This window comes from Streptomyces sp. NPDC101227 (assembly GCF_044767545.1).
Classification (GTDB): Bacteria; Actinomycetota; Actinomycetes; order Streptomycetales; family Streptomycetaceae; genus Streptomyces.
In genome coordinates this window covers 181,527-202,837 of sequence record NZ_JBIWOD010000011.1, presented here as the reverse complement: position 1 = coordinate 202,837, position 21,311 = coordinate 181,527, and the positions used below count along the sequence as shown (strand labels likewise).

General features: G+C 69.6%; 11 protein-coding genes. 5 read left to right on the top strand and 6 right to left on the bottom strand.

The window, feature by feature from the left end:
- The first annotated feature begins 68 nt into the window (after positions 1–68).
- Both ACIRPT_RS25630 and ACIRPT_RS25625 read left to right on the top strand, forming a co-directional pair.
- Entirely contained in the window at positions 69–1,406 is a 1,338-nt protein-coding gene (locus ACIRPT_RS25630) for a transcriptional regulator (protein WP_403830963.1), read from the top strand.
- A 48-nt stretch (positions 1,407–1,454) separates the two neighbouring features.
- On the top strand, positions 1,455–1,985 hold the full coding sequence (locus tag ACIRPT_RS25625) for an NUDIX domain-containing protein (protein WP_403830960.1): 531 nt from the start codon (positions 1,455–1,457) through the stop codon (positions 1,983–1,985).
- A gap of 27 nt (positions 1,986–2,012) precedes the next feature.
- Here the strand turns inward: ACIRPT_RS25625 and ACIRPT_RS25620 are convergent, their stop codons facing one another.
- Positions 2,013–2,270, bottom strand: a complete 258-nt coding sequence (locus ACIRPT_RS25620; protein ID WP_403505095.1) for a hypothetical protein — start codon at positions 2,268–2,270, stop codon at positions 2,013–2,015.
- A gap of 513 nt (positions 2,271–2,783) precedes the next feature.
- Between ACIRPT_RS25620 and ACIRPT_RS25615 the strand changes: the two genes are divergently transcribed.
- From ACIRPT_RS25615 to ACIRPT_RS25605, 3 genes are all read left to right on the top strand, one after another.
- Positions 2,784–4,910: an ATP-binding protein gene (locus ACIRPT_RS25615; RefSeq protein ID WP_403830957.1), complete on the top strand. Its 2,127-nt coding sequence runs from the start codon at positions 2,784–2,786 to the stop codon at positions 4,908–4,910.
- Positions 4,911–5,089: 179 nt separating this feature from the next.
- On the top strand, positions 5,090–6,430 hold the full coding sequence (locus ACIRPT_RS25610) for an SUKH-4 family immunity protein (protein WP_403830954.1): 1,341 nt from the start codon (positions 5,090–5,092) through the stop codon (positions 6,428–6,430).
- Positions 6,431–6,662: 232 nt separating this feature from the next.
- Entirely contained in the window at positions 6,663–8,798 is a 2,136-nt protein-coding gene (locus ACIRPT_RS25605; RefSeq protein WP_403830952.1) for a hypothetical protein, read from the top strand.
- A 21-nt stretch (positions 8,799–8,819) separates the two neighbouring features.
- Here the strand turns inward: ACIRPT_RS25605 and ACIRPT_RS25600 are convergent, their stop codons facing one another.
- The 5 genes from ACIRPT_RS25600 to ACIRPT_RS25580 form a co-directional block, all read right to left on the bottom strand.
- Positions 8,820–9,608, bottom strand: coding sequence for a hypothetical protein (locus ACIRPT_RS25600; RefSeq protein ID WP_403830949.1), 789 nt, complete (start codon positions 9,606–9,608; stop codon positions 8,820–8,822).
- A complete protein-coding gene (locus ACIRPT_RS25595; RefSeq protein WP_403830947.1) occupies positions 9,592–10,839 on the bottom strand; it encodes a hypothetical protein in 1,248 nt (415 codons plus the stop codon). The genes ACIRPT_RS25600 and ACIRPT_RS25595 overlap by 17 nt, the downstream gene beginning before the upstream one ends.
- 163 nt (positions 10,840–11,002) lie before the next feature.
- Positions 11,003–13,198, bottom strand: a complete 2,196-nt coding sequence (locus ACIRPT_RS25590; protein ID WP_403830945.1) for an SUKH-4 family immunity protein — start codon at positions 13,196–13,198, stop codon at positions 11,003–11,005.
- Positions 13,199–13,324: 126 nt separating this feature from the next.
- The gene (locus tag ACIRPT_RS25585; protein ID WP_403830942.1) at positions 13,325–13,597 is read right to left on the bottom strand and encodes a DUF6406 domain-containing protein; all 273 of its coding nucleotides are present in this window, start codon (positions 13,595–13,597) and stop codon (positions 13,325–13,327) included.
- Positions 13,594–21,249, bottom strand: a complete 7,656-nt coding sequence (locus ACIRPT_RS25580; RefSeq protein ID WP_403830940.1) for a toxin glutamine deamidase domain-containing protein — start codon at positions 21,247–21,249, stop codon at positions 13,594–13,596. The genes ACIRPT_RS25585 and ACIRPT_RS25580 overlap by 4 nt, the downstream gene beginning before the upstream one ends.
- Between the last annotated feature and the right edge of the window lie 62 nt (positions 21,250–21,311).

Here is a 21,311-nt window from a genome sequence, read left to right as displayed (position 1 = left end):
AGTCACGTCGACAAGGCCACGAGCCAGGGGGCCGCCGGGGGACGGGCCGGGCTCACCGGGAGGCCGGCATGGAGCCCAACACCCTGCTCGACGCAATCCTCGACGAGGCCGGTATCTCGCACGCCGGGCTCGCCGCGCGCATCAACCAGCTCGGCCTCGCCCGCGGGCTGGCCCTGCGGTACGAGCACACCGCGGTGGCCCGCTGGCTGAAGGGCCAGCGGCCGCGCGGCCAAGTACCCGATCTGATCTGCGAGATCCTCGGCGAACGGCTGCACCGCGCGGTCGGCCTCGACGACATCGGACTCAGCCGTCCCGGCCTGCGCCGGGCCCCCGACACCCCGCTCTCCGGCTTCGTCGAGCGCGCCACCGCCCTGTGGCGCTCCGACGAGCAGCAGCGGCCGCACATCCTGGCCGCGCCCGCACTCACCGGCACCTCGGCGGTCATCCCCGTATGGGAGTGGGAGAACCCGCCCGAGGACCAGGACGTCTCGCGCGACGGGCTGACCCGGGTCGGCATGGCCGACATCGAGATGCTGCGCGCCGCGCGGACCCACTACGAGCAGATGTACCGGAAGGCGGGTGGTGTCGCGACCAGAGCACGCATCGTGGGGTTCCTCAACACCGAGGCGGCGCCGCTGCTGCGGGGCAGCTACAGCGATGCGACGGGCCGTCAGCTCCACCGGGCCACCGGGGGACTGGTCGCCGTCGCGGGCATCTGCGCGTACGACTCGGACGCTCTGGGGCTGGCCCAGCGTTACTTCCATCAGGCGCTGCGGCTGGCCAAGGCCAGCGGGGACCGCGGCCTCGGCGCGTATGTCATCGCGCTGCTGGTCAATCAGTCCCTCTTCGTACGGGAATACCGCCAGGCGGTCGCCTTCGCGGAGGCGGCGCTGCGGGCCGCGGGCCCGCAGATCACCCCCGCGCTGGCCGCCGACCTCTACGCGATGCAGGCCAAGTCCTACGCCCGGCTCGGCGACGGGTCCGGCGCACTGGCGTGCATACGGCGCGCGGAGGCGGCGGCGGAGCGCATCCGGCCCGGCCTCGAGCCGGCCGAGACGGGCTATGTCCAGCCCGGCCTGGTGAACGTACAAGTGGCGGAGGCGCTGCTGAGCCTCGGCGACCTGCGGGCCGCCCGGGAACAGGCGGACGCCGCCGTCGACACCCCCGCACACGACCGGGGCCGGGTCCACCGGCTGGCCATTCTCACCCATATCGAGCTCCGCCAAGGCGATGCGGACCGGGCGGTGGCCGATGCCGCGCAGATGACGGAGCGGGCTCGGGGCATGGAGTCGCAACGGCTGCGGGACCGGCTGCGGGCGGTGCGCGAGCATCTGGCCAGGACCGGGAGTTCCGCGACCAACGAGGCTGCCGATCTCATCGACGAGGTGCTGCGCGTTCCGCTGTGACCGGGCTCGTGTCACCTTGCCTGCTCAACAGCGGAAGGTGGCAGTTACGTGCGTTGGAACAATCTCAGCGAAAAGCCCGTCTACTCGAATCCGTGGTTCCGGGTCAATCTGGCCGATGTGGAGCTGCCCGACGGCCGTCATCTGGATCACTATCTGATCCGGATGCGGCCGGTCGCCGTGGCCACCGTGGTCAATGCGGCCCATGAGGTGCTGCTCCTGTGGCGGCACCGCTTCATCACCGACACCTGGGGGTGGGAGCTGGCCGCCGGGGTCGTCGAGGACGGCGAGGACCTCGCGGCGGCGGCCGCGCGGGAGATGGAGGAGGAGACGGGGTGGCGCCCCGGCCCCCTCCGGCATCTCCTGACGGTGGAGCCGTCCAACGGCCTCACCGACGCGCGGCATCACATCTACTGGTCGGACGAGGGCGAGTACGTCGGCTCCCCGCAGGACGACTTCGAGTCGGAGCGGCGGGAGTGGGTGCCGCTCAAGCTGGTACCCGACATGGTGGCGAGGGGGGAGGTGCCGGCCGCGAACATGGCCGCGGCGCTGCTGATGCTGCATCATCTGCGCCTGGGCTGACCGTACCCGGCCGCTGCCGTTTCTCTCTCACCGTCCGGTCGCCTGCCATACCGTGACCGCCAGCGCCGCGATCCCCGTGAGCGCGGCCAGGGAGGGCAGTGGCCAGCGGGTGCCTTCCAGCCGCGTGACGCGGGCCTGTAGTTCGTCCGCGTCACGCTCGCACTGTTCGGCGCGCTGGGCGAGCAGTGCCAGGTGTCCGTCGACCCGGGCGGTGCGCACATCGAGGCAGCGCCTCAGCTCCGCTAAGTCGGCGGTCACCGGGTCGGTTTCAGGGTGGGCGGTCACGTTCCGCATCCTCATTCCTTGTGCCGGGGGACTTCGTCGTCCGTACGCGTAACAGTCAACTGCGCTGCGGCGAAAGGCGGGAGCGTGTGCGGCGGGCGGATGCGGGTCACCCGAACACACCCCGTGTGAAGTGACGGCGGGTGACGGCGCCCGGTGCTTCGCACGGGGTGTGAACCGTGTGCACCTGGCGGGGGCCTTCACACGCCCCCGCCCCCGCCCGTGAAGGAGTTGACTGGTACTCCACGGGGGCCGACGCCGGCGGACGGGCGCCCGCCGGCCCGGTGTCCGCCCGCCGGTACTCCCCCGAGCGGCGGGCGGACGGCCCCGGAGGGCGCGGATGACCGGCGGCCGTCAGTACGAGTAGCCCAGCCGGCCCGCGTCGGTACGAGGCTAAAGCCCTGGCAGGCCGGTCGTACTCGCGCGACGGTCCGACCCACCGGACACGCTCTAGGATGAACGACGTACGGCCAACATAACTTGACGGTGCCGGACGGACAGGACAACGGGGAGACAATGACCAGCCCGACCCAGGCCCCAGAACGGATCAAGGCCCATGAACCCCACCCCTACATCGGGGGGCGCAATGCCGCGCTGCGTGCGCTCACCGCGTGGCGGATGGAGCGGCCGGACGCGCCTCGGGTCGTCATCCTGACCGGAAGCCCGGGCGCCGGGTGTTCGCGGCTGCTCACGGGGTTCCTGATGCTCTGCGACCCGGAGTACCGCAAGGGGCTCGAGCTGGACGCGCTCGATCCGGCGACCGTGCCTCCGGACCTGCCCGCACCCGCGGTGCCGAGCGTCGCCGGACTGACGGCAGCGCAGACCCTGTGGCTGCTCGCCGATCACTACGAGTTGTCCGCGACCCGCACCGCCGACATCTTCCCCGAACTCGGTCAACTCCCGTTGTCAGGGCAGCCGGTGACGATCGTGGTGCCGGATGTGGACCGGGCCGGTCCGGTGCGGGGGACGGGTGAGCCCGCGCAGGTGGTGCGGGACGCGCTGAAGCCCCTCGCCGCCGTCGAGTCCATACGCCTTCTCGCCGACGTGCCCCGGGAGTTCGCCGCCGAGCTCGCCGAGGGCCTGCCGCCCGGCGTGGCCCGGATCATCGACCTCGACGCACCCGAGTGGGCCGACCCCGAAGGGCTCGTGCTGCAGGCCGAGGCGCTGCTCAATCCCCAGTTCGGCGCCCCGGAGCTGCCGTTCACGACCGAGCCCGACGCTCGACGCGCGCTCGCCGAGGCGATCGCCCGGCGGGCGGGCGGCGGCGCGGGCAGCCGTCTGACCGTGCATCTCGTCGTGCAGTCGATCCTGATGCACCCGGAGGGGTTCGACCCGGCGGATGAGAGCCAACTACCCGGCAGCGTCGGCGAAGTGCTCGATCTGCACGCCCAGCGACTTGACGCCCACCCCCGCACCCTGCGGCAGATCCTCGCGCCCCTCGCCCTTGCCGAGGGCGACGGCCTGCCCGTGCACCTGCTGACCCCGCTCGCCTCCGCCGTCGCCGAGCGGGACATGAGCGACGACATGGCGCGGGGCATGCTGCTCGTCGCCCCCTTCATCCGCCCCGTCGAGAGGGCCGGTGAAAACATCCCCGAGGACGAGCGGACGCTCCTTGGATTGCAGCACCCGGGCATCGGAGAGGCCGTTCGGGCAGGCATCCCGGATGTTCCGGGCGCTCAGGCGCGTATCGCCATGGAGCTGCTGGAGGCCGTACCCCATCAGGACTGGACGAAGGCAGCGGCGTACGTTCGCGATCACATCGCGGGACACGCCCTGGGGGCCGGTTTGCTCCCCCGGCTCCTCACCGACCCCGGCCTGTTCGCCCACGCCGATCCGGTGCGGTTGCGCGCCGCGATGGAGGCGCTGCCCCCGGAGCAGTTGGACGCACCTGCGCGCACATATCTGCGTACGGCTCCGCTGTTCACCCGCACCCAGGCACCCGCCACCCTTCGAGCGGCGCTCCTGGAGACCGCGTTCGTCGAGGACGGACTGCCGGAGTACGCGGCGGTGTTGCGCCGCATGGTGCCCGGGCTGCCCTGGCACACCCTGTGGAGCGTACCGGTCGCCGGGGTGGACGCCGTGACCGTCGGCAAACTGATGCCGTCCGCGGCCGCGGCTGCGCCGGACAACGACAACACAGCGTCGGACGGCGCCGAGGACGCTCCGGCCGCGGTCGCCGTGACCGTGGTGCCTCAAGGCACCCCGGGTTCAAGCCCGTTGAAGGCCGGCGATCCCAAGGCCCCCGCCGTGCTGGTGCAGGACCTCGCCACCGGCTCCGTCATCGAAGCCGACCCGACCCGGATCCAGCGCCCCTCGGATGACGAGCGCGCCACAGGGCCGCTCGGGTTCAGCCGCGGCGCCGACTATGTTCGCGTCTGGCGGCGCGGCGCGCAGAAGGGCGACGAGAAGATCGTCACGGCCCTGATCTCCGCCACGCCCTTCACGGGAACCGACCTCTCGTCCGACGGTATTCTCCTTGTTGCCACGGAAAGCGGTGTGAAGGCGCTGCAGATCCACTCGGCGCAGCCCGATACGCCCCATACGGCGGCTCATCGGAGCTCCGCAGCCGGCGTACCCGACCCGCGGGCAGCCGAGCCGGAGCCCGCACAGGCCCCCGGGCCCGAAGCCCACCCGACCGCCTGACCCTGCCCAACGCAGACCGTTAGCCTTATGGGCCCGCAGCCTCTCGAAGGCGCCCGCAGCACACAGCCTGCACCCAGGCCCACTCGGACGAGGGCCATGGAGCGCGCCCGGCACCGCCCCGGCCGCACCGCCACCGGCCGCACCGGCCCCGTCCGCCCGAAGACTCGAAGGGAGTTCCCGTGATCAGCCAGGAGCAGGCGCTCGCGACCGCCGAGGGGTGGCTCAACCCCGAGGGACAGGAGCGCCGTGAGGTGCGGATGCAGGAGTTCGATCTGGGCTGGGTGGTGTGGGCCGCGGCCCCGCCGGTCGAGCGTGACCCGGTCACGGGCAAGCGCCGGCCGCCGGCCACGATCGGCCACTCCTGCGGTGTGGTCGACCGCCGCACCGGCGAGCTGAGCACCTGGCCGTCCGTGCCGGTCGAGGAGGTCGTGCGGATGTATCAGCAAAAGCACGGTGGCGGCCAGGAGACGCACGGTGGCGGCCAGGAGGCCGCGCCGCCCGCGCAGCCGCCGGTCACCGGCCCCGGCAACACCACGGTCATCACCTTCGTAGACCCGGGCACCGGCGAGGAGACGAGCCTCTTCAAGAACTCCGCCCCCGGCGAGCCGCACTCCGAGTACCAGGCCATGGTGGAGCTCGACAGCCTGGGCGTCCCCGCGCAGAACGTGGTCGCGATCCACACCGACCTCAGCTCCAGCCTGCTCCCCGGTGGGTACCCGGGCCTGCTGCTCGGCCGTCGCTTCCCCAACGCCCGGTTCTCCTGCACGCATGAGTACGGCCTGCGGGGCGAGGAACGCGCCGAGGCGATCGCCGGGCTGATCCAGCACGTCGAGAAGATGCACCAGATCGCGGGACAGCAACCGCCGCCCCGGCCGCATCGGGCGCCGGTGCCGACCGGCGTCGAGCCGGCCGAGCCGCTCCGCGATGTCGCCCTGGGCCGCGCGCTGACGGAGACCTTCGGCGCTGACGACGTACGTCGCTACGACGCCGACGACGTGGCGGGCACCCCCCTCCCCGAGGCCGCCAAGGCCACGCTGACCTGGGCCGGGCTTCCGGCCGACATCCCGTTCTTCTTCACGGCCGACAGCCCGGAGGCGGAGCTTCCGGCCGGCCTGTTCGGCAATGCCGCCGCACATCTGCGCGCGGTCGGCTCCCAGGCCGGCGCCGACGCCCTCGCTTTCCTGGAGGGTCACGTCAGGATCGGCACCGACGGGATCGCTCTGATCACCGTCCAGTGCACGGGGTCCGATCTGGAGGGCGAGCCGGTCGGCCAGCTCTGGGCCGTCACTCCGGAAAGCGGCGCGGGCCGCCGAGTCAACGCCTCGGTGTCCGCCTTCGCCCGCTCCCTCGCGCTCCTGCACACCACGCGCGAGGAGATGATCGCGCTCGACCCGATCATGGCGGGCAGCGCCGTCGCCGCCTTCCAGGAGCAGCTCGTCGCCATCGACGCGTCGGCGCTGGACGACCCGCGGAACTGGTGGTCAGTGATCATCGAGCAGATGTGGCACGGCCTGTTCTGATCGGACCCGATGCGAACCCGATCGCCGTGGATGCGCGCCGCGTCGGCGACGGCGTGCCACGCCAACAAGGCGATCTTCCGCGTGGGCGACGAGACATGGCGGCTCGCCGAGCTGACGGGCCGGCCGAGCGAGGACGACTGGATCGCGGTGCTGCGCCGCGCCGCGTCGCGGCCGCCTGAGCCCGAGCGCACGCGCGACAGACGAGCAAGACGGGGAAGGAAAGTACCGGAACATGAGCCGGCGCTACGAAGTCGGCGGATACACCGCCGAGTTGGACGACGACCTCCAGGTCGTCTTCCGCAATCCACGCGGCAGGAAGCTTCAACAGATACCCGACCGACTCGCGGACACCGAAGGCGTCCGCCGGCTGTACCGGCTGCGGCGAGCGCTCACGAGCCACCGCAGGGACGCGCGCATGCAGGCCGAAGCCTGGGCCGCCGCGGGCACGCGCGTGCCCGCGGCCCTGTTCGAGACCGACGCCGTGTGGCGCGATGCGCTCGACGAGGCCGGCGTCGAGCCGACGGCGGCCCCGCCCGCACCCGATGCCGACCAGGACGAGGCGGCGCTGGTGGCGCGGACGTACGTCCACCCCGCCGAGTACACCATGACGCTCCTGCTGAGGGCCCCCTTCGCACACCACTGGGACACGCTGCTGGCGGCGCGGGAGGAATGGGCGCTCACGGACACGTTCACGACCGGCATCCGCCTCCCGGAGGGCAGCGAACTCGCCTTTCCCGAGCGGCTGATGGCGGCCTACCCCGGCCAGGAGCAGGAGGTCCTGGAGGCGGCGTACGCCTTCGGCTGGAGCCTTTGGGGCAGCCCGCTCCTCTACAAGTCCCTCCTGGACGGCGACGTGGAGAACCTGGCCGCGACGGCACCCCGATTCCTCCCCGCCTTCCTCGACGAACTCGCCGACCTGTGCGTGAAGGAGGGCGGCAAGCACAAGGTGTACGCCGCCGGATACTTCACGCGCGCCAGGAACGCCGAACGCGAACACCACACCAAGCCCGACGAGCGCCGGCTCGACGCCCGTTACGCCACCTTCGCGGACCATGGGGCGCTGGCCGGTGGTGCGGTACGCGCGCGTGCCAAGGAACTGGCTCCCCGGGGTGCGGTGGTTTCGTCGCACCAACTCCGGTGTTTTCGCGATGTATTGGCACGGCGCGTCCACACGCCCGCCGACCTGTATCCGGGCGTGGCCGCGGACCTGCGCAAGGTGGCCCGGGCGGCAAAGGCGGATCCCGAGTCCGAAGTGGCCGCTCTGCTCGCCGACCTCGTGCCGAGGATCGGGCTGTGCGCGGGGGACGCCGACAAGTTCTGGGCCGACGCGCTGAAAGGGAAGGCCCTGGAGCTGTTGGTGGAGCGACGCCCCGAAACGGTGCACGACGTACTGCGCCTGGCCCCGGACGACGCGAACAGCGCGCAGGACTGGCTGTCGCTGCTCCAACGAAGCGGCGCTCTCGCCCAGTTGACGGGCGAGCGGCCGGGGCTCCCCGCCGGCGAGGCCTCCCGCGTGCTGTACGACTGGCTGGCGAGCGAACCGACCGGGCGCACGCGCAGTGACGAGCTCTACGACGTTGCGGTGCGCCTCGCTCCACGCCTGGCGGCCGACGGTGTTCCGGTGCGCCTGCCGTATCCCGAGCCCGGCCGTAGGCGGGCCCTCATCCCGCTCGACCTCGCGGACGAGCTCCTCGAACACGGCGTGCCGTTGGCCGACCCTCCGCCGAAACTGGGCGGCGCTGGCATCGCCAATATGCTCGTCCACCGGCACCCGCACCTGCCCCGGCTGCTCGCCGACCCGCGCTTCGCCCGCGAGCTGCGCGACGCGCTCGACGCCGAACTCGACCTGGTGGGACTGCCCGAGGCGGGAATCTCCTACCACCATCACTATCCCCCGCACCGCGCCACGACGCACAGCAGCTGGCACAGCACCCCCGGCCTGTGCCGCACGCCCCTCGGCCGCGAGGTGCTGCACGCCTGGCTGGACCGCCAGCGCGCGCGCGTGCGCGCTGGGCTCGACCTGGCCGGGCTCGTGCACGTGATCGCGCCCTTCGTGCACGTCGGTGGGGCCGTCGACGAGCTGCTCAAGGACGATGCAGCGGCACGGGAGTTCGCAGCCGTGGACGTGGTCGCGCTGGTCCTCGCCGACCTGCCGATCCAGGCCGACCGTCCGGCGGTCGAAGCCCTGATGGGCACGCTCCCACCCAAGGACCTGATCCGCTGGCCCGCATCGGCCCTGCACACCTGGATCGACGGGACCTTGCCGGGCCTGTCCGACGTGCAGGCCGCGCAGGCATGGGAGACGCTCCAGACGGGCGTCAACTGCCAGGAGGGACTGAGGCGTCTCGTCGCGCGCCTCTCCGGTTGACGCGCCGACGCCGCCCTTGGCTCACCTTCCCGGAAACGGATGCTCGGGCGGCATCAGATCTCCCTCGCTGACGGTGTACGTCAGCGAGGGGTAGACGAAGTCCGTTTCGGTGTTCTCGCGCCGGCGCATTCGGAAGAAGTCGCGCCGCTGCTCGTCGTCGGCCGACGTGAGCGGCAAGCCCTGCGGCAGATACGGGAGTCCGTCCCTGAACCGGATGAAGGTCTTCGACGTGCGAAACGTGACGCCCAGCCACTGGTTGTCCGCCGCCTCGGCGGGGGCGTCCAGCACGATCCTGTGCTTGAGTCGTCGATTCGCCGCGACGGAGAAGGCGACGATTCCGTGGTGGGCGAGAGGAACCTCCAGCGTCTCGCCATCGGACTCCTTCGTCTCGACGATCAGCTTCCTCGGCGGCCCGCATTCGGGATGGCGGTAGCAGGAGAAGACGGCGATGAACGAATCTTCGGCCAGGTCAAGGGCATGGTCGGAATGGCTGCCCATCTTCGTGTACGCGTTGGTGTAGCGCTCGATGAGAGCGTTGTTGAAGCCCACCGGAAGCTCCGCGCGGTCCTGGATCCGTTGCGCCAGCCGTTCGTGCACCGTCCGGAAAGGCTGCGCCGGGCTGCTGAATTGAGCGGTGGTCCGCACGAGAGGCACACCACCGGCGGCGTCGACCTTCGTGAGCGCGGCGCCCTGGCGGCCTTTCCCTGCGTCTTCCCAGCGCACCGAAGCGGACAGCTCCGCGAAGAGGTTCTTTTCAGCGGGCAGAGCAAATGCGAGGACCTCGTCCGAAATGCTAGGCCCGGGGAGCAACGTAGTCTCCCGTGTTCATGCTGAAGAGGAACGCGTCGCCGTAGTCGATGAAGGACGAGGTGCTGTTCTCTTCGGCGTACAGCCCGCGCAGCGCGTCCATGCCGGCCTCCGTGGGAGGCTCCAGCCGCACCCGATCGCCGGCCGTGCCTGTCCCTCCCGCCGACTTGAGGAAGGTGTGGCCGTCCTCGTGCACGGCTTCGGCGCTCGAACAGCGGACCACGTATCCCAGTCGGGTCGGCAGCCGCCCGGCGTCCAGCCCCGACGGGCGGATCGCGTGCGTATAGAGGCGGTTGGTGGACAGCGGCATGAAGAAGACGGAGCCGGGATGGAGCGTCACCGTGAACTGCGCGGGGAACGCGGCGTGGTCGCGTTCCCCGACCGGATCCTTGAGGCGGAAGTGGAGCCGGGTCAGGGCGCTGACCCCCTTCACTCCGAAGTCGAAGGGGTCACCGGGCAGCGGCCGCAGACTGTCGAGCCCGTCGTAGAACGTGCAGAAGGCCATGATGCCGTTGACGGGCATGTCCTTGGTCTTGTCGGCATGCGCCGAGATCCGTGCCTTGGACTGCTTGCGCTGCGCCGTGGCCAGGGTGTTGTGGTAGATCTGAGCCAGAACGTGATTGAGCGGGGCCTGGTTCCGGAAGACAGTGGCGGCCTCGCGATTGAGAGCCCCGACGATACGTGTGTCGGTGGGCCCGAAATTCTCGGTGGGCCCGGAGAGATTCGTGGAGCAGCGCAGCAGACGAAAATGCAGTGCGTCTCCGTCGCGCGTGACCGGCGTCAGATAGATTCCGCTGCGATGCGCCGTGCCCGGCTTGTTGGACTCCGTCAGCGATTGGAACGTGTGCTCCGCACGGATACGGTCGAACTCGCCGCTGCCGGGCTCGAAGAAGCGCCGGTAGTACACCCCGGCGCCGTGCACACGGAGAGGGAGGCGGCCGAGGCCGACGACGGGCCACGGGGCGCCGGTGCTCTCGGGGCAGCCGTGCGACAGCTCCCGGATGACGAACACGCGGGCGGCGGCCTCGAGTTGGCGTTTGCTGATCCCGGACAGGTCACCGCACAGATAGACGGTCTTCCCGGCGAGGTCGGGCGAAGCGGAGGCCAGATCCTCGGGCGTGATGGTGGTCCCGAAGAAGTCCCCGACCCATTCCTGGTTCTGCACCGTCGACGGCGCGACCAAGATGGTGCGCGCATCGTCAACTCGGGCCTCTATGGCCTCTGTTGTGCCCATGTAACGGTACCTGCCATCCCCGCCCGCTCATGTCCTCGGCGCACGGAACGCCAGCGGGCGGAGCGGCGTCACTGCATGGTGCAAATTCTCCGTGATCAGACCGGTCCCGGTGCGGCAACGGTCGACGAAGTGCCCGGGAATTCCGGCATGAGTGTCGTCGGCCTCACGTGTTGTGGAGTACGTATGACCAGGCGGGCTGCTCACCGCCCCGCTCCTCGACATCGGTCAGCTCCCCGAGGACCCAGTACGGGAGCTGCCCCCGTTCGGCGCACGGGGGCAGAATGCTCTGGGTGCGCAGCCCGATCACCCACAGCGCCACCATGGTGAGGAAGTTGTCGAGGCTGTGCGCGGCGGGAAGAGCGGCGAGATACTCCTCGTCGGGCCCGTTCGGGACGCGCAGGATGTGTCCGGTGGGGCCGTCGATGACGAGCTTGGCGCCCATCCACCTGCCGATCTGAAAAAAGGGACCGGTTTCGGCCACGGGCTCGATACCCTCGGGCCAGGAGGGCAGTTCGTCGAGAACATCGGACTCCCAGTCCCCGCAGGGGAAGATTCCCATGCCTCCTTCGTCCCACATGTACGGTAGCCCGAACTCCAGGAGAAGTTCGCGCGTCGCCTCGTGGGTGAGGCCATCCGGGAGATCCTCGGCCTCGATGGGAAAGATGTCGTCCTCGCCGAACAGATCGATGAGGTCCTCGCGACTCGGAGTCGGCGCATCAAGCGGACTGCTCAGGCCCGCGTCCGCGTAACTATCGCTCAGGGGCTGCTGCCGCGCGCCGAAATCGGAGATGTCCACGCCCTGCGCGGGCTGAAGGGCGATCAGTCCCAAATCGCCGCCAAAGATGACGACTTCATCCACGGCCAGTGGCTCGCAGGGCAGCACGAATGCGCTGTCACTTCGGCGGGGGGACGACGAGGCGAACAACTCTTGGACAAGCTCAGGCGATGCGGAGTCGTCCCCGGGTGACTCGGGCCAGGCGAGATCCGCACGATTCTCCTCCGGAATCTCGTCGTTTTCCCAAGGCCCTGCGACACGGTCTCCCGTTTCCGCGTCCCGGATCGAGACATACGACTGCTGGCCCCCGTCCTCCGTCCGCCGCTGCAAACCGGCGATGGCGGCTCGTCCCCGCCATTGCACTTGCGCCCTCGCGGCGAACTTTCCGGCCCGGAGAAAGCGTGCGTGATATCCACCCGGCGGGCGCCAATGTGCCCATTTGACTCGCCAGGGCAGTGCAACGCCTGAGGAGGCTACACCCGACGCGAATGCGTGATCGTCGCGCGAGAAGGCCATCAAGTGCAGCCACGAGGCCCACTCCGTCTGGCGCCGCGGTGTGACTCCCCACCCCCACAGATGAATCGCGTCGGCGGCGGCCGTGTTTCCGGGGATGAAGAAGGTGATGCTGCGCGCCGCGTCCATGAGTGCGGTTTGCGGCAGATTGGCGATGACGCGTCCGTCCCGAAGGACTTCGCCGTATGTTCCCGCCTGTACGGCGTGCATGGCGAGCCCGGTGGCCGCGTACAGGCCGACGGCACCGCGCCTGGCCCACCCTTCGGGGTGGCGGAAATCCGGGGTCGAGCGAATGAGCCAAGCGACCACATGGCCATTGACACGGGTGAGTTCAGCGGAATCTATCTCGCGGCGCACGGCTTCGGCCACGGCCTCGTCGACGAAGGAAGCCCCGAGCGGCCCGAGCCGGAGAACGTCGGACTGTTCCGCTGCGATATCCGCGAGTTCCTCCTCGGATACCGCTTCACCGCTCAGCCCTGCGACAAGTTGGGCCCAGACGGGAAGGGGTACGAGGCGAGGCTCGGCCAGTGCCAACGCCCGCACGGCAACGGACTCCGTTACCGCCGGCAGAGGCTCGACGGCCGCCGCGGACAGCCGAAACACTGCCCTGGGATCAACGCGGGCCGGCAGCAACTCGGGAACCACATGGGCCACTACGGCCAACTTGCCACACGCCAGCCACGGAAGGGTCTGGGTCACCAGCAGCTCGGACTCGTACGACCGCCGTGTCAACCCGGCGCGATGGGCGTTGATGACCAGTAGCAACCGCTCCTCGGGCCACGAGCCGAGCGCGAAATGCCAGTCGTCCCGCTTGTCCGCGGACAGATCGACTCCGAGCGCCGTGAGGGCCTGCTGCATGACCTGCTCGGCGGTGAGACCGGTGGCGTCGACGACAACACTGCCCGGCACGTGCTCGTGTATCTCCCGCATGACGGCCCAGGCGCCATGGCCGTCCGTGGGGACGACATGGGCCACTTGGCCGCCGCGCCCACCCTCACGCCACCAAGCGCCGACGCGAACGGCGACCTCTTCCTCGGGGATTCCGGGGGTGTCGGTGGTTGGCTCGGGCATGGTCCTCCTCGGTTGCGCGATGACTCCTCGACCCTACGCGTGGCCGCGTGGGAAGGAACGGCCCGGGTCTTGCTGCCGCATGACCCGGGCAGGCGGTGTCGTCTGCAGAAGTGGGCGGTGTCGGTCTCAGGCCGGGGCAGGCGCGACGCGGCGCAGCACCACGGTCCAGTCGTCCTCGCTCGGCCAATCCGTCAGGTCGGCGAGCTGCCATGTCTCGTCGCCCACGGGGAAGGTGTCGCCGATGCGGAGGGTGTGATCCTGCTCCTCGGTGGCGAAGGTCGCGAGCTGAACCCTTACCGAGGCGTCGGACTCCCTGTAGATGTCCATCACTACGAACCTCGCGTTCTCGGACTTTTTCTGAATCCCGTGCCAGAGATGAATCGTGTCGGCTCTACTCATTTCTCATCCTCCAAAGACGCGTACTGGTTGCTGCAGTATTTCATGAATTCCTTGATGGTCAGCGGCTGGGGATGTTTCCAGTTATGCGGATTGCGCAACTGAATCAGGCCCTTTTCGTCGACCGAGACGATCTCGTAGGCGTGGGAACTCAAGAGGCCCTTCTCTATCGTGTTCTCCACGCCCTTGCCCCTCGGGCGGGTGCCGATAACGACCGGCCTGCCGCTTTCCGTGAGCTCCCGCAGGTGGGCCAGGATTTGCTTTTCCGGGCTGCGGCCGTGCATATCGTACTGCGTCGGGAAATCGTGGTTCTCCGACATACGTCCCGTGAGGTGGGCGAGCAGCAAGGCACGCTCGCCCGATGTCGAGCCCTGGGCGATACGGGAGTAGCCCGTCAGCAGGTTGCCGTCGAAGTCCCTGCCTCGGGGGAACTGCGACTCGGACTCGCGCTTCTTGTCGTCCCAGAACTGGTCGAGGCCCGCGATGGCCTTCTCCATGATCGCCGGCCAGGCCACACCCACGTCGTTGGCGTCGGCGTAGACGGTGATGCTCGGGAAATCGCTGTACACGGGCAGATCCGGGGTGACGCGAACGGTCAGGATACGGCCGGTCGGAGCCTGTCTGCCTCGCTTGTTGTACGCGACCTCGTGGAAGCGGACCTCGTAGTTGCCGTCCTCCGTCTCCCGGATCATGTCCTGGAGGAGATCCGGGTACCTGCTCGCGATGGCGCCCATGGTGGCGATGACGCCGCAGTCACCGATTTCACCCTGCTGCGTCTGCTCACGCGACGGAGGCCCGTCGAACAGCGGCACGCGCGTCCCGTCGCGACGGTCCAGCGGAGTGCCGTAACGGTCGGGCTGGTGCTCCGGCAGCTTCTTGTGGTTGAGGAAGCGCGGCTGGTCCACCTCAGTGGTGATCTCGGTGGGCTCGGCCGGGCGTGAGTGGGTCATGGACTGCCAGATCTGCTTGACCCGGCCTCGCTTTTCCGGCTGGTTGTCCGAGGCGGGGGAGCCCTCGCGAGGCTCGTCGGCGGAGCGGTTCTGGGCGCCGGCGTGCTCGCCCGCCACTGTGGCGGCAGTGGCGGGGCGCGGGGTCTCTCGCGCGTCCGCGAGTTCGGTCTCCGGCTGCGAAACGTCGCGGTGCGCGCGCTGCGAGTCCGTCGGCGCGGATGTTCCGTTGTCCGCAGTCCTGTTGTCCGCAGTGCCGTTGTCCACCGGGGAGTTGACGCTCGCGGGGTCTGCCGAAGGTATGTGCTCGCTGCCGGTCGGGTTGGTGGTCGGCGTGCCGGCGGAGTCCGCCGGGGGCCTGCGGTCTGTGCCGGCAGGGTCGGTGGTGGGCCTGTGGTTTGTGCTGGTGGGGTCGGTGGTGGGACGGCGGTCCGTGCCTGCGGGGTCGGCCGGCGGACGGCGGTCCGTGCCTGCCGGGTCCGATGGGGGTGTGCGGTTGGGGTCCGTGGGATGGGACGGGCCCGACTGAGGTGCCTGGGTGGGCGGTGTGTTCTGGTCTGGCGTTGGGGCCGATGGTGTGTTCTGGCCTGTATTCGCCAGCGTCTGTGCCAATTCGTTGACGAATTTCAGGTGACGATTAATCTCCGCGTCCTGGATGTGCTGGTTCGGCGTGCGGTACCTGCCGAGCGCAGTCCTGATTTGAGGGTCGGTCTTGTGTTCCTCGTTCCGCAGCCTGTTCGGCTCGGCCGCCTTGAGCTTCTTGAGCTCCGGGTCCGCTCGATAGGTCGTGCTGTAGTAGACGGGGACACCGTCCATCGCCTGGGAATCGTTGATCGTCTTGGCGCAGTTGGCGTGGCCGGTGGGATGATGGGTGACTTTGCCCTTGGTATCAGTGGTTGTGGTGGTGGGCAGGCCGCAAGGTTCGCGTTCGGTGTAGAGGCCCTTGATCTCGACCTTGGACTGCGCCTGGGCTGCCCGATTCGCGTTGAGTTGGTCGATCCAGTTGAGAATGTGGGACTCGGAGTGCGCTGTTTTGGCGCCGTCCAGGGCAGGGGGAACCGACGAATCGACGATGTAGTGACTTTCCTTGGTGTCCGGGTCGACAACTTCCACGACCGCGTAATTCTTGCCGGAGAGGTCGAGCGAATTGCTCTCCGTCTCCTCGATCATCCGCTTGAGGTTGTTTACATCCCGAAGGATCGTCCCGTCCGGGTGCGATGCGAGTTCACGTCGCCAGGCAGCCGCTGATTCGTGGAACTTTCCGTCGCCGTACACGTCGTTGTTCGCGGCCCGGTCAGGGCTCGCGCCAACGGCGTTGTTGGCATGGAAGGACTGGCTGATGCGGGCCATAGTGGCGATCGCGGCGTACCGCTGACCGTCGTTCATCTGCGACCACGCGGGATCAAGATGCTGCCGGAGATCACTGTCGGTGAAGTTCGTCGACGGCATCGAAATGTTCCGGTGCGCCACCATCGCGGCCTTGTGGGCGGCCTCGGCCTGGGGGAGAGCCTGCTGGGCATTGGCGAGCCGCTGCTCCGCCGCCGCCCGCTTGTCCTGAGCCGCCTGCTTCGCGTCGTCGGTCTTGGCGTTCCGCTCCGCGGTCGCCGCCCTGGTTCGCTCGGCCTTGGCGTCGGAGACTTCCTTCAGCGCCCTGTCATAGTCGTGCCTGGCTTCACGTACCCGCGGCGCCGACTCCGCGTGCGCCTGGCGGCGCTTGATGGATTCCTGCAGTAGGTCGGCCAAGGGCACCCGCACCTCGGGCGGGTCGCCCTGCGGCTGGGCCCACTGCCGCATCTGCTCCTGGACCGGGCCCAGACCGATCCGATGGACGTCGTGCGCGTCTCGAAGGTCGCCCTGTGCCTTGTCCGGAGGAAGGTTCGCATGCGAATCGGTCCGTGCTTCCGGGTCGGGAAGGCTCTGGTTGCGCTGTTCGCGAGTGGCTTCCGCGCTGGGGTCGTTGGACCCAGGGGGCGAACCGGCCGGACGCTGGGGCGCTGTGTGGTCGGTACCGGCAGGTGTGGTCTGGCTCTGGGGTGGTGCGGTGGGCTGGTCGGCGGTCTGGATGGGCCGGCGGTTGGCGTCCAGGGGGATCGCGAAGACGCCGTTGTCGCCGCTGTGGAGCGGGGTGGTGCTGCGCTGGCCCGTCTGCGGGTCGGCGTAGACGACCTGGCCGTTGTGGTTGACCACGTTCCAGGCGTGGGCACGGCCGTCGGCGTTCTGCGTGATGATCACGGCCTGTGAGCCATGGCCCTCGTTGAGGAGGGTGGTCTCCAGGTTGTTGTACGCGTCGCGGCCGTCGCCGAAGTCGTCGAACTTGGCGCCCAGGGTGTTCTCGATGCGATCGCGGCCGCCCGGCTCGGGAGTGTCGGCGGGGGTGCCGTTCTCGTTCGGGCTGCGGCGGGCGGCGACCGTGGGGTTGCCCGCATACGAATCGGCGAATGCCAGTACCCCGTCGGGGCAGTTGACGTTGCGGCCGGAGTCGTCGGGGTTCTGGCCGCGGATGTCGTCGACCCAAGTGCCCTCGCGTGGGTCGGGGGCCTGCTGGAACGAGCCGTCCTCGTTGCGTGGGAATCGTTCCTGCTGTGCGTGGTTGTCGGCGTCGGTGGGGTCGTCGTAGCCATCCGGCGGACCGGAGGGGCGCGTGGCGGTGGACGGGAGGACCGGTTCTCCCGACTCCGGCTGGTGGTCGGTGTCCTGGGAGTCGTCGGAGTGCTCGGAGTCCTCCGAGCGGTCGGTGGCGTCGGAGCCGTCGGAGTTCTGGGCGTCCTGGGAGTCCGTGTCGTCCTGGGAGTCCGTGTCGTCTGGGGAATCTTGGGAGTCCTGATCGTTCTGGGACTCCTGGGGCTCCTGCCCGTCCTGCCCGTCTTGGGTTTCCTCGGTGTTCTGGCTGTCTTGCGTGTCGCCCTGCGTGACCGCTGTGTCGTCGGCAGGCAGGGCGTCCTGGTCCGGGGTGACGTCCGAATCCGGGGTCGTATCTGTCGCCTGACCGGGGTCGGAGTCGGAGTCGGAGTCCTGAGCGGTGTCCGTGTCCGTGTCCGGAGAAACTTCCTGGTTCTGCGGTGGTGTCGTCTCCGGGGTCGGCGTCGTTTCAGGCGTCTGTGTGGTCTCCGGCGTTGCGTCGGAATCCGGGGTCGTCGACGGCTGCGCGGTGTCGGTGCCGTCGTCGTTCGCGTTCTGTTCTGTGGTCGAGTCGTCGTTGTCGGAGGGTGTCTCGTCAGTGGACGGTTCTGTCGACGGCTCGGTGGACGGTGATGTGCTGGAAGGTTCGTCCGTCTCACTGTTGGGGGTTGACTCGTCCGTCGTCGAGTCCGTCGTCGAGTCCGGGGTCGGGTTGTTGTCGGTGTCCGGGGTGTTCTCGGTGGACGGTTCGGGCGTCGACGGGGTCAGGAAGTACGGAGTGATCGGATTCCGATTGGCGTCCAGCGGGGTGTAGAAGACCTCTTGGGCGCCCAGGTGGATCGGATTCTCGCTGACGACGCCTGTCTGCGCGTCGACGAACAGGACCTGGCCGTTGTGGTTGACCGCGGCGAAGGCATGGCCGCCACCGCCGGGCCAGTTGACGCCGATCACGGCTGCCGAGCCGTGCCCGGCCTGCGACAGCTCGTAGGCGATACGTGCGTACGGGTTGGGATGGTCCTTGCCCGCGTACGTGCTGGGTGCGCCGGCCCAACGCGCCTGGTTCTCGACGGAGTCGCGCTCCGCGGACATGGTGTTCAAGCTGCCGTCCGCATTGAGGTCCAAGGTGCGCGGGGCGGACACCGTCGGGCGGCCGAACCACGTTTCGAGGAACGAGCGGGTGCAGTCGGCGCAGTTGTTGGACCGGCCGGGCACCCCCGGGCCGCCGTCGTTCTGCAGACCGGCCCAGTTTCCTTGGCGCGGGTCCGCGTACACCTGCGGGGTGCCGTCGGGGTTCCTCGGGTGGGCGTTCTCGAGGTCCTGCTGATGGGCGGGGTCGGGTGTGGTCAGGCCTTCGGACGGGATGTTCAGGTCGTTACGGATGTCCGAGAGGTTGTCTGCCTGGGGCGCAGGCGGAGGCGCCGTGGGCTGCTCGGGCGCGCTGTCGTCAGCGGGGGGCTGGTTCTGATCGGGCGTCTGGTCGGTGGCGTCCGGCTGCTGATGGTCCGGCTGTTGGTTGTTCGGTGCCGGCATCCCCTGGTCGTTCGGCGTGGAAGTGGGGGACTCGGCCGGCGACTGCTGGTCCGTCGGACGGTTCGTCGGCTGCTCGCCGCGGGGCGGCGTGGTCGGGCGCCCGGGCGTCTCGGTGCGCGGAGACTCGGCACGCGGCGTGTCGGTGCGTGGTGGTGTGGTGGGGCGGCTGGGCGTTTCGGTGCGCGGTGTGTCAGTGCGCGGCTGCGTGGTCGGCCGGCTCGGTGTCCCGCTGCTCGGCGTCGCGCTACGCGGCGTCTCGGTGCGCGGCGGCGACGCGGGACCGTTCTGCTGGGTGTCCCGCGACGGCGTCGTGGGCCGGGTGCTCGGTTGTTCCGTACGCGGCGTCGTGGCGCTGGGCGTGGTGGCCCGCGGTGTCGTCGTGGGCCTGCCTGCCGCCGGCGCCTGCGTCGGCATGGGGCCGAACGCCGGTGGTGGCATGGCACCCGGGGGCGACATTGAGGGAGTCGCGGACGAGGGGGCCGCCTGCTGCGGGATGCCCGCGTCACGGGGCTGCGTACCGGGGGCCGGGGGCGCCACCGTGGCGGTGTTGCCCATGAGGTCGGTGTTTTCGTCGTCCGGGTGGTGCTGGGTCGGTGTGGACGGTGTCGGCGCGTGGCCCTGACCAGGGCCGGGGTGTGCCGTGGGCGTGTTGCCGGGCATGGCGCCGCTCGGCATGGAGACGCGGCCGCTGCCCTGGTTCTGGTTGTCGTTGTTGTTGCCGTCGTTGTTGTTGCCGTCGTGGGAGTCGCCCGGCGTGGGGCTCTGGGCCGGTGCGGGCATGGTGGTGGCCGGGTCGCGGTCGGCCTGGTGCACGCCCGGTTCGGGGTGGGAGTTGTCGGGAGCCGGGGCGGGTGAGGCCTCGGGGCGGTCTGTCTCCGGCGGCGGGGACGGCATGGGCGCGGGCTCGGTGTTGCGCGGGTCCGGGATCGACGCGCCCTGCTCCGGGGTGTGGACGTCGACGCCTTCCGGGCGGCTCGGGCGAGCGCTGTCCGGGGTGGTGTCCGGCGCCGGGGAGGCGTCGACATCCGGCGTGGTGCCCGGGCCCTCGATGGGCGAGGAGTTGGAGGGGATGGACGGCTCGTTGCCCGGTGCCGTGCCCGGCGGGGCGTCCGGTGTGCTGTCCGGACGGGCGGAGTCAGGGGTGGTGTCGGGGGCCGGTCCGCCCTCGACGTCCGGTCTCGTCGCGGTGGACGGCGTGGACGAGTCCGGACTCGAATCGGGGGCGGACGAGTCCGGAGACGAGTCGGGGGTGGACGAGTCGTCGCCCGGAGGACGACCGATGCTCTCGTTGTAGGCCTGGGTGCCCATGTCGAAGGGGCTGGGCGAGTCGGAGCCACGGCTTGGTGAGGGCGAGGACGACGAGGGGTTCGACGAGTCCGGGCTGCCGGTGCTGTCCGTGCTGCTGTGGGACGGCGTACTCGAGGAAGAGGAGGGCGAACTCGAAGCCGACGGGCCATCGGACGACGAGGACGGGCTCGACGAAGAGCTGTCCGAAGAGCTGTCTGACGCGCTGGACGAAGAGCTGTCCGAACCGCTCGACGGAGACGAGGACGACGGACCGCCGATATCCGGTGCCCTGCGCCCGGAGTCGCCGCTGCTCGAACTCGGGGAACTACTGGAACTCGGGGAGTGGCTCGACGAACTGCTGTCGGACCCCGTGGAGCTGTTGCCGTCGCTCCTGCTTCCCGAGTCGGTTCCGGAGCTGCCGTCTGCGCTGCCGCCGCTGTCGCTTCCGTCGTTGGAGCTGGTGGAGTCGCTGCTGTTGTTGCTGCTGCTGTCGCTGCTGTCGTTTCCGGAGTCGTCGCTTCCGTGGCTGCGGCCTGCTGCGCTGTCGATGCCCCCGCGGACGCGGTGGCCGGCGCGGTGGCCGGCGCCGTCGCGGAGGGATTCGCCGAGGGTCTCGCCGGTGTTCTCGACGGCGTCGGTGAAGGCTTTCGCCCCAGTCTTGGCGGTGCGGCCGAGGTCGTAGCCCTTCTGTGCGCCGAAGTTCTGGTTGACGGTCTGGGCGATGAGGTCGGAGGCGATGGCCTGCAGGGCGGAGACGAAGGGTTCCTTGGCGCACTCAAGGGCGGCCTCGAGGAGCTGTTCGGCGGCCTTCTTGAGGAGCTTGCGGACGACTTCCCGGGTGGCGAAGGTGGCTGCGGCGCCGCCTATTTCGGACAGGCCCAGGGTGAACGGGGCGGCGGCCTGGGCCGCGGCGATCTCACAGGCGAGGACCACCAGTTGGATGATGACCGCGACCTTCATGGCGATGACGATGGCGGCGGCGGCCTCGAAGACGAAGGCGATGACCTCGGCCGCCTGCTGGGCGTCGTCGAGATAGCCGGAGCCGCCGGAGAACTTCTCCCAGGTCTTGGTGAATCCCTCGATGGCGTCGCCGGAGTTCGCCGCCAGGATGTCGCTGGCGATCTGGGTTCCCCGGGACTGGTGTTGGGCGACCTCGGAGCCGAACTGGCGCCAGATCTGGGCGCATTCGAAGAGCATGTCCTCGTCCGCTGTCGGCCAGTCGAAGCCGAGCAACTCCAGGACCCACTCAACAGCGACAGGTGGGTTCAACAAGGCAGAGCTCCCCCGTGATGATGTACGTAAGTCTGTGGCGTGCGCGATGCGCGCGCCGCTGA